The 13,161-nt window shown below is 50.5% G+C and carries 15 protein-coding genes and 1 tRNA gene; 5 read left to right on the top strand and 11 right to left on the bottom strand.

Features of this window, described 5'->3' with window-relative positions:
- Positions 1-39 precede the first annotated feature (39 nt).
- A complete protein-coding gene (locus V0288_RS03030) occupies positions 40-579 on the bottom strand; it encodes a phycobiliprotein lyase (RefSeq protein WP_332863533.1) in 540 nt (179 codons plus the stop codon).
- A 375-nt stretch (positions 580-954) separates the two neighbouring features.
- Between V0288_RS03030 and V0288_RS03025 the strand changes: the two genes are divergently transcribed.
- From V0288_RS03025 to V0288_RS03010, 4 genes are all read left to right on the top strand, one after another.
- Positions 955-1,152, top strand: coding sequence for a DUF751 family protein (locus tag V0288_RS03025; RefSeq protein WP_332863532.1), 198 nt, complete (start codon positions 955-957; stop codon positions 1,150-1,152).
- Positions 1,153-1,245: 93 nt separating this feature from the next.
- Complete coding sequence (rbfA, locus tag V0288_RS03020; RefSeq protein ID WP_332863531.1) at positions 1,246-1,647, top strand: 30S ribosome-binding factor RbfA; 402 nt, start codon at positions 1,246-1,248, stop codon at positions 1,645-1,647.
- A 75-nt stretch (positions 1,648-1,722) separates the two neighbouring features.
- Positions 1,723-3,303, top strand: coding sequence for a glycoside hydrolase family 3 N-terminal domain-containing protein (locus V0288_RS03015; RefSeq protein WP_332863530.1), 1,581 nt, complete (start codon positions 1,723-1,725; stop codon positions 3,301-3,303).
- 65 nt (positions 3,304-3,368) lie between these two features.
- A tRNA-Gln gene (locus V0288_RS03010) sits at positions 3,369-3,441 on the top strand.
- 577 nt (positions 3,442-4,018) lie between these two features.
- On the opposite strand, the gene V0288_RS03005 is transcribed toward V0288_RS03010, so the two are convergent.
- The 8 genes from V0288_RS03005 to V0288_RS02970 form a co-directional block, all read right to left on the bottom strand.
- A complete protein-coding gene (locus tag V0288_RS03005; protein ID WP_332863529.1) occupies positions 4,019-4,699 on the bottom strand; it encodes a DUF655 domain-containing protein in 681 nt (226 codons plus the stop codon).
- Positions 4,700-6,049, bottom strand: coding sequence for an AAA family ATPase (locus tag V0288_RS03000; protein ID WP_332863528.1), 1,350 nt, complete (start codon positions 6,047-6,049; stop codon positions 4,700-4,702).
- A gap of 100 nt (positions 6,050-6,149) precedes the next feature.
- A complete protein-coding gene (locus V0288_RS02995; protein ID WP_332863527.1) occupies positions 6,150-6,668 on the bottom strand; it encodes a cofactor assembly of complex C subunit B in 519 nt (172 codons plus the stop codon).
- A gap of 58 nt (positions 6,669-6,726) precedes the next feature.
- On the bottom strand, positions 6,727-8,130 hold the full coding sequence (fumC, locus tag V0288_RS02990) for a class II fumarate hydratase (RefSeq protein ID WP_332863526.1): 1,404 nt from the start codon (positions 8,128-8,130) through the stop codon (positions 6,727-6,729).
- A gap of 92 nt (positions 8,131-8,222) precedes the next feature.
- Positions 8,223-8,690, bottom strand: a complete 468-nt coding sequence (gene msrA / locus V0288_RS02985) for a peptide-methionine (S)-S-oxide reductase MsrA (RefSeq protein WP_332863525.1) — start codon at positions 8,688-8,690, stop codon at positions 8,223-8,225.
- Between the two features lie 3 nt (positions 8,691-8,693).
- On the bottom strand, positions 8,694-9,473 hold the full coding sequence (gene panB / locus V0288_RS02980; protein WP_332863524.1) for a 3-methyl-2-oxobutanoate hydroxymethyltransferase: 780 nt from the start codon (positions 9,471-9,473) through the stop codon (positions 8,694-8,696).
- Positions 9,474-10,172: a magnesium protoporphyrin IX methyltransferase gene (gene bchM, locus V0288_RS02975; RefSeq protein ID WP_332863523.1), complete on the bottom strand. Its 699-nt coding sequence runs from the start codon at positions 10,170-10,172 to the stop codon at positions 9,474-9,476.
- Positions 10,173-10,348: 176 nt separating this feature from the next.
- Complete coding sequence (locus V0288_RS02970) at positions 10,349-10,510, bottom strand: hypothetical protein (RefSeq protein ID WP_332863522.1); 162 nt, start codon at positions 10,508-10,510, stop codon at positions 10,349-10,351.
- Between the two features lie 164 nt (positions 10,511-10,674).
- Between V0288_RS02970 and V0288_RS02965 the strand changes: the two genes are divergently transcribed.
- Positions 10,675-11,319 carry a lysophospholipid acyltransferase family protein gene (locus V0288_RS02965; RefSeq protein ID WP_332863521.1) on the top strand — a complete coding sequence of 215 codons (645 nt, stop codon included), beginning with the start codon at positions 10,675-10,677 and terminating at the stop codon, positions 11,317-11,319.
- Positions 11,320-11,335: 16 nt separating this feature from the next.
- On the opposite strand, the gene V0288_RS02960 is transcribed toward V0288_RS02965, so the two are convergent.
- Both V0288_RS02960 and V0288_RS02955 read right to left on the bottom strand, forming a co-directional pair.
- A complete protein-coding gene (locus tag V0288_RS02960) occupies positions 11,336-11,677 on the bottom strand; it encodes a thioredoxin family protein (RefSeq protein ID WP_332863520.1) in 342 nt (113 codons plus the stop codon).
- Positions 11,678-11,764: 87 nt separating this feature from the next.
- Entirely contained in the window at positions 11,765-12,466 is a 702-nt protein-coding gene (locus tag V0288_RS02955) for an NnrU family protein (protein WP_422661877.1), read from the bottom strand.
- Positions 12,467-13,161: the final 695 nt, after the last annotated feature.

Below are 13,161 nucleotides of genomic sequence, written 5' to 3'. Positions count from 1 at the left end.
AACGAACTGTAGGGGCGCAAGCCCCCTCTCGCTACCAGATTAATCGACCCGTTTTTCGAGATACTGACCGATCATGATCTCTTCCCCGGCGCGGGAGATAATCGTCTGACGGGTGCGGTACTGTTGACCGATGAGTTTGATTTCCTCCTCGAAGACCGAACCGCCGTATTCCGTCCGTAAACAGAGGGTCGAGGGATTAATAAAAGAATAGACGGCGCTCACGGGATTAGAGGTCGCGAAACCGCGATCGCGATAGAGAATATCGTCTAAAATACCGATAACCGTCCCGCCGGTCGTGGGTTTGTTGCTGTGGGGACGGATATAGTTACTTTCCCAGGTGACTTCCGAACCACCGAGGAGCGCGGTATCTTCCAAGTGATGTAAACGCGCCAATTGGATTAACGCCTCGCTACCCCGCGGCAAAAAGCGGATCTCGATCGAACTGATCACTTCCTGCGGTTCCACTTCCTGCTGTAGCGTGTAATAACGTCTCTGGGACTGCCAGCGCCCTTCCGTCTGCCGGAAAAAGTCCAGGGCCAACGCTTCGGTCGATAATCGGGCGGCTTGAATCGATGTCATAAAAATTAGACCCTCGGTGTATTCTACTGGGAACAGCTTTAGAATCTTTTGTCAAGAAATTTTCGCTGGATCGTTACATACTTTAACGTGATTATAACCTCTCGATCGAGCGGTCAACTTCCGTCCGTGGATTTAGCGTTCCCGACACGCGGGAGAATCCGATCGTTTCGGCGAAAAGTCCCGGATTCCTCGATAGAAACCATAGAAATCCCGAAAACGATTCTAGTCCCGCACTTGCCTTTTATTCTTTCCAGATTTCCCTGGCAATTCTGTCAAATCGGCTACCGCTCGATCGATCTCCCTCATCCCCCCGGTAACGGCAAGAGGACGCGACTCGTTATAATCTCCTAAGACAACGCGCGCTAGAAAACCATCATGGGAGACTTTTTCGACAACGTTAGCCGTTACCCCCGCTACCTGATCAGCTTTAGCCTGGGGATTTTCTTCTCGTTTTTCGGCTGGTTAGCCCCTTTATTCAAAAATCCCGTCTCCGCGGTCGCCACGGTCGGGATCTTGGTCGGTGTTTTCTTCCTACTCTATTTCACGTTAAAAGCCATGCTAGGGCTAAGTTAAGCCGACGGTTCCCCCCGCGCGGGGAGAAACGGCCGTGGAAACGGGGATTGACATAGAATAATAGGGTTCGCGCCATTATGGGGGACGTAAATCATGGCGAATAACCGTCGCGTATCTCGCGTGTCCTCGCTGATCAAACGCGAGGTCAGCCAGATGTTATTAATGGAAATCAAGGACGATCGGGTTGGCGCGGGCATGGTCAGCGTTACTGACGTAGATCTCTCCAACGATCTCCAACACGCTCGTATTTTCGTGTCTATCTACGGCACTCCCGACGCGAAAGCGGAAACGATGGCCGGCTTGAAAGCCTCCGCCGGATTCGTGCGTCGCGAACTCGGCCAGCGTATCCGTTTACGCCGAACCCCGGAAGTCGTGTTTCTCGAAGATACCTCCCTAGAAAGAGGCGATCGAATGTTACACCTCCTCGACACGATCAAAACCGATCAACCCCTCGAAGACGACGATTCCGAAGATTATCTCGACGAGGAAGAATAAACCAAACCGTAGGGTGGGTTAGCGAGGCGTAACCCACCAAAATATTTGATTATCTCCCCATCCCCCCATCTCCCCATGATCGATCGAACCTCGAAATTAAAACAACTCATCGGGCAAATGGTGGTTGTCCGCGCGTCCGGCTACCTGTTCGATCGACAGATCCGTTATCCTGTCTGGGAACCCCCGAATTCTACCCTACGCCGTTGGTTGGAAACCCTCAATCTCGGGGGGGTAATTCTCCTCGGGGGAAGCGCGGCCGAAATCGCCCTACGGACGCGACAGTTACAGGATTGGTCGCCGCATCCCCTACTGATCGCGGCGGATATCGAGGAAGGGGTGGGACAGCGATTCGCGGGCGCGACCTGGTTTCCGCCGCCGATGGCTTTGGGAGAAATCGCCAAAAAAGATGTAAATAAAGCCAAAGAATACGCTTTTCGGATGGGCGCGATCACCGCGCGCGAGGCGTTAAGCATCGGTATCAATTGGGTACTCGCCCCGATCGTCGATGTGAACAATAATCCCGAAAATCCGGTGATTAATATCCGCGCCTTCGGGGAAACGCCGGAAATCGTCTCGGAACTCGCCCGATCGTTCATTCTCGGCGCGCGTTCCTATCCCGTCCTGACGACCGCGAAACATTTCCCCGGCCACGGGGACACCGGTAGCGATTCCCATCTCGATCTTCCCGTTTTAGAACATGACCTCGATCGCCTGGAAACGCTCGAATTACCCCCGTTTCAGGCGGCGATCGAAACGGGAGTCGATAGCGTCATGTCCGGACATCTCTTAATCCCCGCGTGGGATCGCGAACATCCCGCCACCCTCTCGCGAAAAATCCTCACCGAGAGACTGCGGGAAAAAATGGGTTTCGACGGAATCATCGTCACCGACGCGTTAATTATGGGAGGGGTGACGAAAGTAGCCTCTCCCGCGGAGGTCGCGGTGATGGCGGTAGAGGCCGGCGCGGATATCTTACTCATGCCTCCCGATCCGGAAGTGGCGATCGAGGCGGTCTATAAAGCGGTCACATCGGGCAGAATCAGCGAGGAAAGAATTCTCGAATCGATCGCTAGAATCCGACGCGCGAAGGAGAAACTCGGGCCGCCGGAAAACTCGATCGAGCTTCTTTTTGACCTCGGCGAACCCCGCGCCATCGCGACTGTCGAAGCGATCGTTAAAGATTCCTGTAAAATCGGCGGAAATTTACCCCTAGAAACGGGGAACGGTAGAAATTTAATTATCGTCGATGATTTACTGAATTGTGATTTTCTCGATCGATCCTCTCCCGCGGTGACGATTCCCCGACAGGCCGGCTACGAGGTACAGACGGTCGATCGAACCACCTTAAAATACTGCCCCGACGACGATCGATCGAGCCTTCTCCAGCTTTTCCTCCGGGGAAATCCTTTCCGGGGAAGCGCGGGATTGACGGAAGAAAATAAGCGAATTTACCGCGCTTTACTGGAAACAGGACGGGTACGGGGGATGATTATCTACGGTAGCCCCTACGTTTTCGCGTGGTTCCGCTCGCTGATAGACGACGACCTGCCGATCGTTTTCACCTATTCCCAAGAGGCCGCCGCCCAGAAAATCGCCTGCGAAAAGCTTTTCGGGCTTTCTTCCCCCTCCGGAGACATCGATCGAGAGTTCGTCTAAAAACTTTTGAAAAAAATGTTGACAGGTTCGGGTGGGAATAGTTATAATTACTAATGCGTGTCCGATGGGGATTAGCCAAGCGGTAAGGCAGCGGGTTTTGGTCCCGCCATTTCCTAGGTTCGAATCCTAGATCCCCAGTTCTCCAAAAATACTGATGGTCGTGTAAGGATTCTTTATGCTTCCCTCGCTTCTGTTCGGTGCGGTTGGTAAACTTGAGGTTGAGAAAGGCGATCGAGATCGATCGTATTCCAGTTAGGGGATCGATCGGGAAAGTTTCTGGCGATCGTCCTATTTCGGGGGGAATATGCAGAATTATTCTTAATTTTGCGTGTTATGCGGAAAGAATCCCTATACTACATAGTTAGCCAGCTAGTTTTTCTGTAGTAACTCGGAACAGAAAGCCAACTCTCATCATTACTCGCGCGAAGTATCGCAGATCTCCACGGACAAGACGATACTATATATCGTGTACTCGCGTAAGTCCTGGCGATTTAGCCCGAACCCGATGGCAACACGTCGCTATTGCCACAGCTATCCATCTCAAGCGTCTTCGCGCGTGGGTACAAGGATTCCCCCCACGCGCGAACGCGGATTTCGCCTTTTGCCGTCTTAAATTTACCGGTTAGTTGGGCAACGTAGGGCCAATTTTCTGGTAACAGAATATTTCGCCAACAGCATCCGTTACCTCAACCCAACCTATCTATTGACCACTCAGTTAAAGGTTATCGTAAAAATCGAGAAATTTTTCGATAGTAGCGACTCCCCATCCTTGAACTCGACTTCTCATCTCGCTAAAAGACTCGAAAGCTTTCTTTTTTCTTTCTTCAATTATTTGATTTACCATGTTTTTACGAAGACCCATACTCGTGAGTTTTTGAGCGCTATAATTGTTCAAAACCTCTATAATGGTCGGTTTAGGAATGGGTGGAAGTAACTGTTCGACAGTTTTAGCGAGACCGTGTATCTCGGTTTTACGCTCTTCTTGAAATTGCCGTACTTCTCCGAAATATTTTTCCAAACGATTCTGGAGATAATTAAAATGACGGATAAAAGTATCTGGAGGTGGAGAGTCAGTTGAGGATTTTCCTTTCCCTATTAAATCAATTTGCTGGCTTGCGTTTTCCACCCCCTCTTTATCAACTACAATTGCATTAATTGTCTCGATACTAGGATCTCTCTCACTAGCAATCTTAGAAGCATAATATTCTAGATGTCCAGACAGAACCTCGTATTGTTCAATACTTATTTTTTCAAGAGTGATAGGGCATACTAATCCTCCCATTTCAATAATTAATGTCGCCAAATGTTCTAGTGTATCATTCGTGTTATCGTTGAAGGTCGAAGGATCGACCGGTGAAGCTATGTTCTCTATATCGATTCGCAAGAATTTCCACATTTACACCACCGCCATTTTATCTAAAACTTCTATCGCTAAGGCTTGAAACTCCGAGGCAGAAATACTCGCACTCGATTGAGTTTCTGCATAATCAATGATCGATCTCGGATCGGGAATCTGTAGAGTGCCAACCGTGATGTTTTGATTAACACAGTGAGATAGAGCTATTCTCTCGGAAATAACCGTATCTAACAATGGCAACTGATAATGGTCAATAATAGCTTGCCTTTGTTTAGGAAAAGTATATTGTAAATATTGGGGATGCGGGGAAATTTTAGAAGGTAAAACACCTAAGATTTTTAATGGATGTCTGCCAATAGTATCTCGAAAATCGTTTATTTCTTCATCAATCAATTTTTGGACACCTTTTAACCCTTGATTAGAAAAAGGTTTTAAGTCAGAAGGTACGATCAGATAATCGGCGGCTATCAAGGCAACTCTAGCATATAAATCTAGCGAGGGGGGAGCATCAATAATAACAATGTCATAATCATCGACAACTTTTTCTAGCTTTTTGGCTAATCTAATTTCAGCACCACCACGTTGTACTAGCTCGATTTGTTTTTCTATTAACATTACGTGAGATGGAATTACATCGATTTCAATTTGTGTGAAACCCTGAGATTTTCTGGCAATGTCTGGAATAAAGTTAGTGCGATTATTTTCAAGTAAGTGATAAACATTCTTGTCTCTTAGATCATCGTCCTCGTCGAATTGGAACTTGATCAAGCCGACAGCAAAGGTACTATTCGCCTGCGCGTCAATGTCGATTAAGAGAACACGTTTGCCTTGTTTGCTGAAGGCCGCCGCTAGATTGGTGGCGACGGTAGTTTTACCGACACCGCCTTTATGATGGTAGATTGCGATCGTTTTCATGGGAAGTTTAGGAGTTGTTTTAGGGATTATAAGCGGTTGAGATTTTGCCAATAATTTCTCTCGTCCGATGAGATCTTTTAGCTTGTCTAGATTTTTCTCGATTTCTAATCCAGAACACCGAAAAAGTAGATGAATGTCATTTTTATCACTCCAATATAGGCGAATTTCGTGACCGTTGGTTAAGATCCCCCAAGGTACTTTTACCGTATGGAGGTAATGCTTTAAACGGTGGCTGTGATTGTTTAGATTTTCTTTCGGGTGTTTGGCCTCGATAATCAGAGAACGAGCGAGTGATGGCTTCTTCCCTGCGGCGAAATCGTAAGCGGAAACGAGAAAATCCAAGCGAATGTTGCTGTGGATAACTTGTTGATACCAACAATCGGCACTGTAGCCAAGACGGGGAAGTAAATATTGAACGATTAATTTACTTTCCACCTCTCGTTCATTGTGGCAATGGCGGGGTGTGAAAGTCACGGCAGTGAGTGATCGTACTATTTCTAGTGTAAGAATCGCGGGTAAAGTACCAGACAAATTATCACTATTTTTTAATCATTCTCTTTCGGGAAGGTTAGGCTTACTGTCTTTCGAGGAAAGTAAGGCTATCTTGCAACTGCCGTAACTCGTCCCGGTGCGCTTTCACCGTTAACTCGGTTTTATCCGGTTTCGCTTCTACTTTAAAGGCCACATCCTCCAGCCGTCCCGCTTTTTTCCAGTAAAAAATTCCCGCGCCCGGAGAGAGAAGGGTAAGGACGAAAATATAGGGACTCGTAACGGGATAGAGAATCGAGAGAACCAACGAAAGACAGAAAAAACCGAAAGCCGCCAAAGTTGTCAAAAAAATTGCGAGAAAGGTACTAGGGGCGACAAAACCCTGTAATCGAACGATATTTTTCGAGGGGTCTATTGAAGTAACTCGATACGCGCGTCGATCGAAATATTCCCGTAACCGCTCGAACAGGGAATCATCGGGAGTGTCGGTAAGATATACCCTTTGTTCGGTGCGGTCTTTCACCGAACCGCGAATAAAGAAAAAGAGACCCACCATCAGCAGGAGGGTGAGAAAAAAGGTCGAGGAAAGAACGGGAGTATCCACAAGCGTTATCCAAAATTGTCCGTTATCGATCCTAACGCGTATTCTCCCCCTTTCCTCGCTAACTTCCCGCGACGTAGGGATTAACCATCTTCGCGGGATCGACAATTCGATCGAATTCCTCCTCGCTGACGTATCCTAATTGTAAAGCCGCTTCTTTCAGCGTCAGATCGTGATGTAACGCGTGATGGGCGACTTCCGCCGCTTTTTGATAGGAAATCACCGGCGCTAATGCCGTGACTAACATCAGTGATCGATTGACGAAAGCCTCGATCTGTTTCGTATTCGCGGTCATCCCTTTGATGGAAAACTCCGTGAAATTCCGACAACCATCGGACAGAATCCCGATCGATTGCATAAGATTATGAATCAACAGGGGTTTATAGACATTCATCTCCAAATGTCCCGCCGCGCCACCGAACGTTACCGCGACATCGTTCGCCATCACCTGGATCGCGATCATCGATAACGCCTCGCATTGCGTCGGGTTCACTTTCCCCGGCATGATCGAGGAACCCGGCTCGTTTTCCGGTAGATTTAACTCGCCGATACCGCTACGGGGCCCGCAACTCAGGAACCGGATATCGTTGGCGATTTTATACAGCGAAGAGGCGATCGTTTTCAATCCCCCGCTGAGAAATACCAGCGCGTCGTGGGAACCCTGAACGGTAAATTTATTCGGCGCGGTAACGAACGGTAAACCGGTTAAACGGGCGATTTCCGCCGCTACCGACCCATCGAACCCCGGCGGCGCGTTAATTCCCGTTCCTACCGCGGTTCCTCCCAAAGATAGATGATAAACCTTCTCTAATGCTTTCTCGATCGAGTCGATCCCGTCATCCAATAAACCCACGTAACCGGAAAATTCCTGTCCCAAAGTTAAAGGGGTCGCGTCCTGTAGGTGCGTGCGCCCGATTTTGACGATATCTTTCCATAACTCCGCTTTTTCATCCAGCGCATCCCGGAGATTCCGTAAACTGGGAATCAGCCGTCTTTTTACACCCTCCGCGGTGGCGATATACATGGCCGAGGGAAAGGAATCGTTCGTCGATTGGGACATATTAACGTGATCGTTCGGATCGACGGGGATTTTACTGCCGAGGGGATTTCCCGTCAGTTGACAGCATCGATTGGAAATCACCTCGTTCACGTTCATATTGAACTGGGTTCCGCTTCCCGTCATCCAGACGTAGAGAGGGAAGTGTTCCCGGTGTTCCCCGGCGAGGATTTCATCGCAAACCTGACAGATAAGGTTTTTTCTCTCTTCATTTAAGCGTCCTTTCCCGAAATTGACGATCGCCGACGCTTTTTTCAACACCGCGTAAGCGTCGATCATCTCGCGGGGAATGAGATTATCCCCGTTACTAAAATATTGTAGCGATCGCTGAGTTTGCGCCCCCCAAAGTTTATCGGCGGGAACCCGAATTTCCCCCATGCTGTCTCTTTCAACGCGAAATTCCGTCATCTTCCGTCTTCCTGTAGCGTCTTACTCTCTCTATCCTATTACGGAAGTTCGGGATCGTTCGCGTCGATCGAGCGTAAAAGTCGCGCCCGATTTCAGGAAGTCTGTAAACGCCGTTTTTTCTCTAAATACTGTTGGTGGGATTCATCCGCGAGATAATATTCCGTCGCGGGTTCAATCCGCGTCACGATCGATCTCCCGTATTTTCCCGATAATTCTAACTGACGCTTCGATTCTCTCGCCGTCACTTCTTGCGCGCGGGTATGGTAAAAAATAATCGATCGATACTGTTCCCCCCGATCGGGCCCCTGACGATTTAACTGCGTCGGATCGTGCATCGACCAAAAGATAGATAATAACGTTTCGTAAGAAATGCGATCGGGATCGTACCGAATCTGTGCTACCTCCGCGTGACCGGTGATTCGCGAGACAACATCCAAATAACTCGGATTCGGGAAATGGCCGCCCATATAGCCCACCGAAGTCGAAATAACGCCCTTCAACCCCCGAAAAGCGTCCTCCGTCTTCCAAAAACAGCCCGCCCCGAAAGTCGCGATTTCCATCGTTCACTCTCCCGGAAATTTGCCCTCTCTGACCTCGTTCGCGTACTCTCGCGCCGCGGATAGAATATTCTCGCGTAAATTGGCATATTGCTTGGAAAAAGGCGGCGATTTCGTCGATAAACCGAGAATATCGGCGGTTACTAACACCTGTCCGTCACAGTGAGGACCCGCGCCGATGCCGATCGTCGGGACGGTCAATTTCTCGGTGATCGAGGCGGCCAGATCCGCGGGGATATGTTCGAGGACGATCGAGAAAACCCCGGCTTCCTGTAACGCTAACGCCTCTTCCTGTAAGCGTTTCGCCTCCATTTCCGTTTTGCCCTGCTGACGGTAGCCGAGACGGTGTACCGATTGGGGAGTCAGGCCGATGTGTCCCATCACGGGAATGCCGCTTTCGGTCAACCGGGCGATCGTCTCCACTATCGCCGGATAACCCCCCTCTATTTTCACCCCCCGCGCGCCCGACTCTTTCAACACCCGGCCCGCCGATCGCATCGCCTGACTGACGCTTTCCTGATAACTCAGAAACGGCAGATCGCAGATCACCAAAGCCCGTTTCACCCCGCGACAGACCGCCGACGCGTGATGGATCATCGCCTCTAGGGTAACGGGTAACGTGTTCGGATAGCCCAACGCCACCATCGCCAGGGAATCGCCGACGAGGATCGCGTCCACCCCCGCTTCATCGAGAAATCGGGCGATCGGCGTATCCCAGGCGGTTAAAGTGACGATCGGGCGTTTTTGCTGTTTCCACTCGATCAGGGTTTGGGGAGTGACTACCATTTATTCCGCGGGAGTTCTAACGGCTTCGAGAATACGGGAATAATAGAATCGCGTGCTGGTCATACTGGTGCGCCCGATGGTAAACCCGTTATCGGCCAGGATTTTCACGATATCTTTTTCCTTGTGTTGGTAGGCGCGGGTCGTTTTACTGGGGCCCGGGAAAAACTCGCCGATTTTCTTGAGAACCGTCAGTAAACAGGTTTTCGGGGCGAAACTGAGGATTAACCGCGATTCGGCGAGGGAGGCGAGGTGAGCGATCATCTCCGCCGCGTCCTCGGTCGGGTAGTGGATCAGCACGTCGAGACAGATAACCGTGTGATATTTCCCGGTTAACGCCTCCAGATCGCCGACGGCGAGAGTGAGTTTACTGGTGTCTTCTAGGGCTTTTTCCGCTCTTTCCCTAGCTTCGGCGACCATTTTCTCGGAGATATCGCTGGCGTAGACCGTCGCGCCGGCTTTGGCGAGGGGAATGCTTAAACTGCCCACCCCGCAACCCGCGTCGGCGATCGAGATTTGCGACAAATTACCGTCGCTTTCCAGCCAGCCGACCACCGTATCGATCGTCATCTGATGACCGACGCGGATATCCTGTTGAACCTTGTTCACCTCTCCATCGCCGTAAATCCGTCGCCAGCGATCGAAGCCGGTGGCGTTAAAATAATCTTTGACTATCGTTTTATCGTCAATCGTGTTGGTCATAGAGAAGTGATACTCGATCGGGAAATAATTATCTTTTTTATCCTACCCTGACCGGAAACCAACGGGTTACGAGCCTCCGGTTTTCAGAGGAAAAGTTTTCGCGAGGAGATGGGGAAGTGGGGAAGTGGCGAGGTGTGGAGGTGTGGAGGAGAAATTTATATAGAAGATCTATCCTTCTAACTCCTGCCTCCTGCCTCCTGCCTCCTGCCTCCTGCCTCCTGACTCCTGACTCCTGACTCCTGACTCCTGCCTCCTGACTCCTGACTCCTGCCTCCTCCCCGTACAGACCGGACAGAACTCGCCTCTACGCTTGAAATTCCTTCACCTTCCTCGACCATAGGTAAATATGCCAGTTAGAGAAGTGGTACTTTCACGCTTTCTCTTTCCCTCGCCCTACTCTATTCTGTAGATGTGTGAGGAGTGAGAAGAAAGCAAAGCCTTTGAGGTCGAAACACGGCAAGACTCTCAAAGGCTTTTCCATGTCCATTATTCGCCCGCGGTGATGATTCAGTCCCGACAGAGAGAGCCTTTCGCCAGTTTAGTCCTGTATCACCTTTTTAAATGGTCGGTCGTTAGCCCCGCCCTTCACGGTTATTTTCGCGGCAGAGTGTACGGGGTCGAGAAGGTCCCCCGCGTCGATCCCCTGATCGTGGTTAGCAATCACGCCAGTTATTTCGATCCACCGATGTTATCCTGCGCGGTCGGTCGTCCCGTGGCTTTCATGGCCAAAGAAGAATTATTTCAAGTCCCGATTTTGAAACAGGCGATCTCCCTCTACGGCGCGTATCCGGTCAAGCGCGGCAGTGGCGATCGGGGCGCGATCCGGGCGGCTTTGAACGCTCTTGAGGGCGGTTGGGCGGTCGGGGTGTTTCTAGAGGGAACGCGGACCGAGGACGGCTTGATTCACGAACCGAAACTCGGCGCGGCGATGATCGCGGCGAAAGCCGGGGTTCCCCTGTTACCGGTCGGTCTTATCGGGACGGAACAGATCGTTCGCGAGGGTTCGGCCCTGCCGAAAAATGCCCCGGTAACGATCCGGATAGGCGACATTATCCCTCCCCCTCCCTCGACGAAACGGGAAGCGCTACAGGAAGTGACCGATCGCTGTGCCAAGATCATTAACGAGTTACACGCCCTCGGCCGGTAATCGGCGGAAAGGCGATTCACGCCGGTCGAACTAGTTGTGTCCGTATTAGTAAACGAAGAGTTTGCTGTAACTCCTCGCGACTGTTAATCTCCTCCAAACGATGGATGACGGTGCCTCGATCGAACAGGATCAGCGTCGGCAGGTTCCGCAAACGGAACGTATTGGCGAGTTTAAAATTCTCGTCGGCATTCACGCTGACTAACTGGATCTCTCCCTGACATTCCGATTGCCACGATGCTAGAGTCGGCTGGATTAAACGGCACAGGCCGCACCAGGGCGCCCAAAAGTGAACGAGGACAGGACGGGAGGACTCTAAAACTAGCTTGGAAAAGCTTTGTTCGTTTACAGACAGCATCATGCCTATGGGGTTTTATGAAAACTTTATTTTGATATGAACCCTATGCTACACCAATCGGGATCAAGAAAAAAAGGGTAGGGCGCGATATTACCAATAAATTTTACCCGTTACTCGCATTAGCCAAGGATGACCCCACCAAAGGAGGAGGACAAAAGCGCTCACTCCCATGTAAGCGGGACGGATAAATTCCGATAAGACGAGGGTTTGTCGTCCGTCGAGAATGGCGAGAAAGGGAATTACCGAGGTACGTTCTTTCACTTTCAAAAACGCGTCCCCGTAGCGAGCGCTTAAACGTCGATCGCCATGCCAAACCGCGAAAAGATGATGGGCGATTAGTCCTAGGGAAGTTAAAAAAGTAAAGCTCGTTCCCAACCAAAAAGTGTGGGCGATACACCAGATCACCTGCCCCACCATCTGCGGGTGACGGCAGACGCGTAGGATACCGGTCTCGTACAGGTGTACCTGCGGTTTTTGGATGGCGGCGATCTCCAGTAGGTTAAAGGTAGCCGGGTACAGGAAAAAGAAGGAAACGGCCGAGAGTATCCAGACGAATTCCCGCGCTCCGGGCAGATCCCGCGCGTTCCACAACACGATCCCGTCGTAACGGTGGTTGAAAAAGTAGACGATTAAAATCGTCGCCAGCGGAAGACTCACCAGCGCGAACAGTACCCGATAGAGTCTAGCCCCGATTATCGCCTCACCCCGAGTCCGGAGGGCGGCCAGTCCGCTATGGGCGATCGCGAACCCCAGCAGTAAACCCAACATGATCCAATGACTGGTGAATGTCACTCGTGTCTCTATCCCGATCGATCTCTGTGCGTATTTTATTGTAGGGGAAGCGGTCGGCCTTTCACGAAGCTCGTGGGTCACGCCCAGGCGATCATCGCTTCGTGGCAATGGCTACAGTACCAGTACAGACCTCCCGAATGGATATGCCGCAGTAAAACGTGGGAACAGCAAGGGCAGGTATGCCGGTTCGTCATACTCTGATCGATCGCGTTCGTGTTCGATCGCCGAAAACTTCGATTCGACCGCGACGCGGATTTTAGAGGAGCGGTCAGAAAAGCTAACATATTACAAATCTCTCTTTGGTATTACTAAAATCATAAATCCCTTCTCCCTTATCGCCTATCTATCGCGAGCGAGAGATATTCGTTATTTCGAGCGAAAATTCAGCGATAGCCAAGCTCTCTATCGAATTATTTCTAGATAATCGCTCTACAAGAATTGTAATCCGTATACCCCGCTCTCGTCCCTTTTCGCTTTCATCGTCAGCTGTTGGCGCTCTAAACCGCGGGTGGCGGCCTCCTTGCCAGACTCATGAAAATCGGGATTAGAGTCGGTCGAGTTTTGTCCTGAATAGGAAAACCGCTCGGAAATCTAGTGCCACGCCTCGCGCCGGGGACTACTTTTGTTGTTAAAAGTCTGCAATCTTCTCTCCACTCACCGCCTTTCGGAAGGACGGATCGCCCTATCCTAACCGA

This window comes from Pannus brasiliensis CCIBt3594, from assembly GCF_036688125.1.
GTDB lineage: Bacteria > Cyanobacteriota > Cyanobacteriia > Cyanobacteriales > Microcystaceae > Pannus > Pannus brasiliensis.
The sequence above is the reverse complement of the archived record's forward strand: the minus strand, read 5'-3'. Positions and strand labels throughout refer to the sequence as shown.

What these genes read in the sequence shown, in the direction of transcription:
- V0288_RS02970 (WP_332863522.1), bottom strand. Translation starts at nt 10,510, where the DNA reads ATGGTCGAGGAAGGTGAAGGAATTTCAAGCGTAGAGGCGAGTTCTGTC.
- V0288_RS03030 (WP_332863533.1), bottom strand. Translation starts at nt 579, where the DNA reads ATGACATCGATTCAAGCCGCCCGATTATCGACCGAAGCGTTGGCCCTG.
- V0288_RS03025 (WP_332863532.1), top strand. Translation starts at nt 955, where the DNA reads ATGGGAGACTTTTTCGACAACGTTAGCCGTTACCCCCGCTACCTGATC.
- bchM (WP_332863523.1), bottom strand. Translation starts at nt 10,172, where the DNA reads ATGACCAACACGATTGACGATAAAACGATAGTCAAAGATTATTTTAAC.
- V0288_RS02965 (WP_332863521.1), top strand. Translation starts at nt 10,675, where the DNA reads ATGATTCAGTCCCGACAGAGAGAGCCTTTCGCCAGTTTAGTCCTGTAT.
- rbfA (WP_332863531.1), top strand. Translation starts at nt 1,246, where the DNA reads ATGGCGAATAACCGTCGCGTATCTCGCGTGTCCTCGCTGATCAAACGC.
- V0288_RS03005 (WP_332863529.1), bottom strand. Translation starts at nt 4,699, where the DNA reads ATGTGGAAATTCTTGCGAATCGATATAGAGAACATAGCTTCACCGGTC.
- fumC (WP_332863526.1), bottom strand. Translation starts at nt 8,130, where the DNA reads ATGACGGAATTTCGCGTTGAAAGAGACAGCATGGGGGAAATTCGGGTT.
- V0288_RS02960 (WP_332863520.1), bottom strand. Translation starts at nt 11,677, where the DNA reads ATGATGCTGTCTGTAAACGAACAAAGCTTTTCCAAGCTAGTTTTAGAG.
- V0288_RS03015 (WP_332863530.1), top strand. Translation starts at nt 1,723, where the DNA reads ATGATCGATCGAACCTCGAAATTAAAACAACTCATCGGGCAAATGGTG.
- panB (WP_332863524.1), bottom strand. Translation starts at nt 9,473, where the DNA reads ATGGTAGTCACTCCCCAAACCCTGATCGAGTGGAAACAGCAAAAACGC.
- msrA (WP_332863525.1), bottom strand. Translation starts at nt 8,690, where the DNA reads ATGGAAATCGCGACTTTCGGGGCGGGCTGTTTTTGGAAGACGGAGGAC.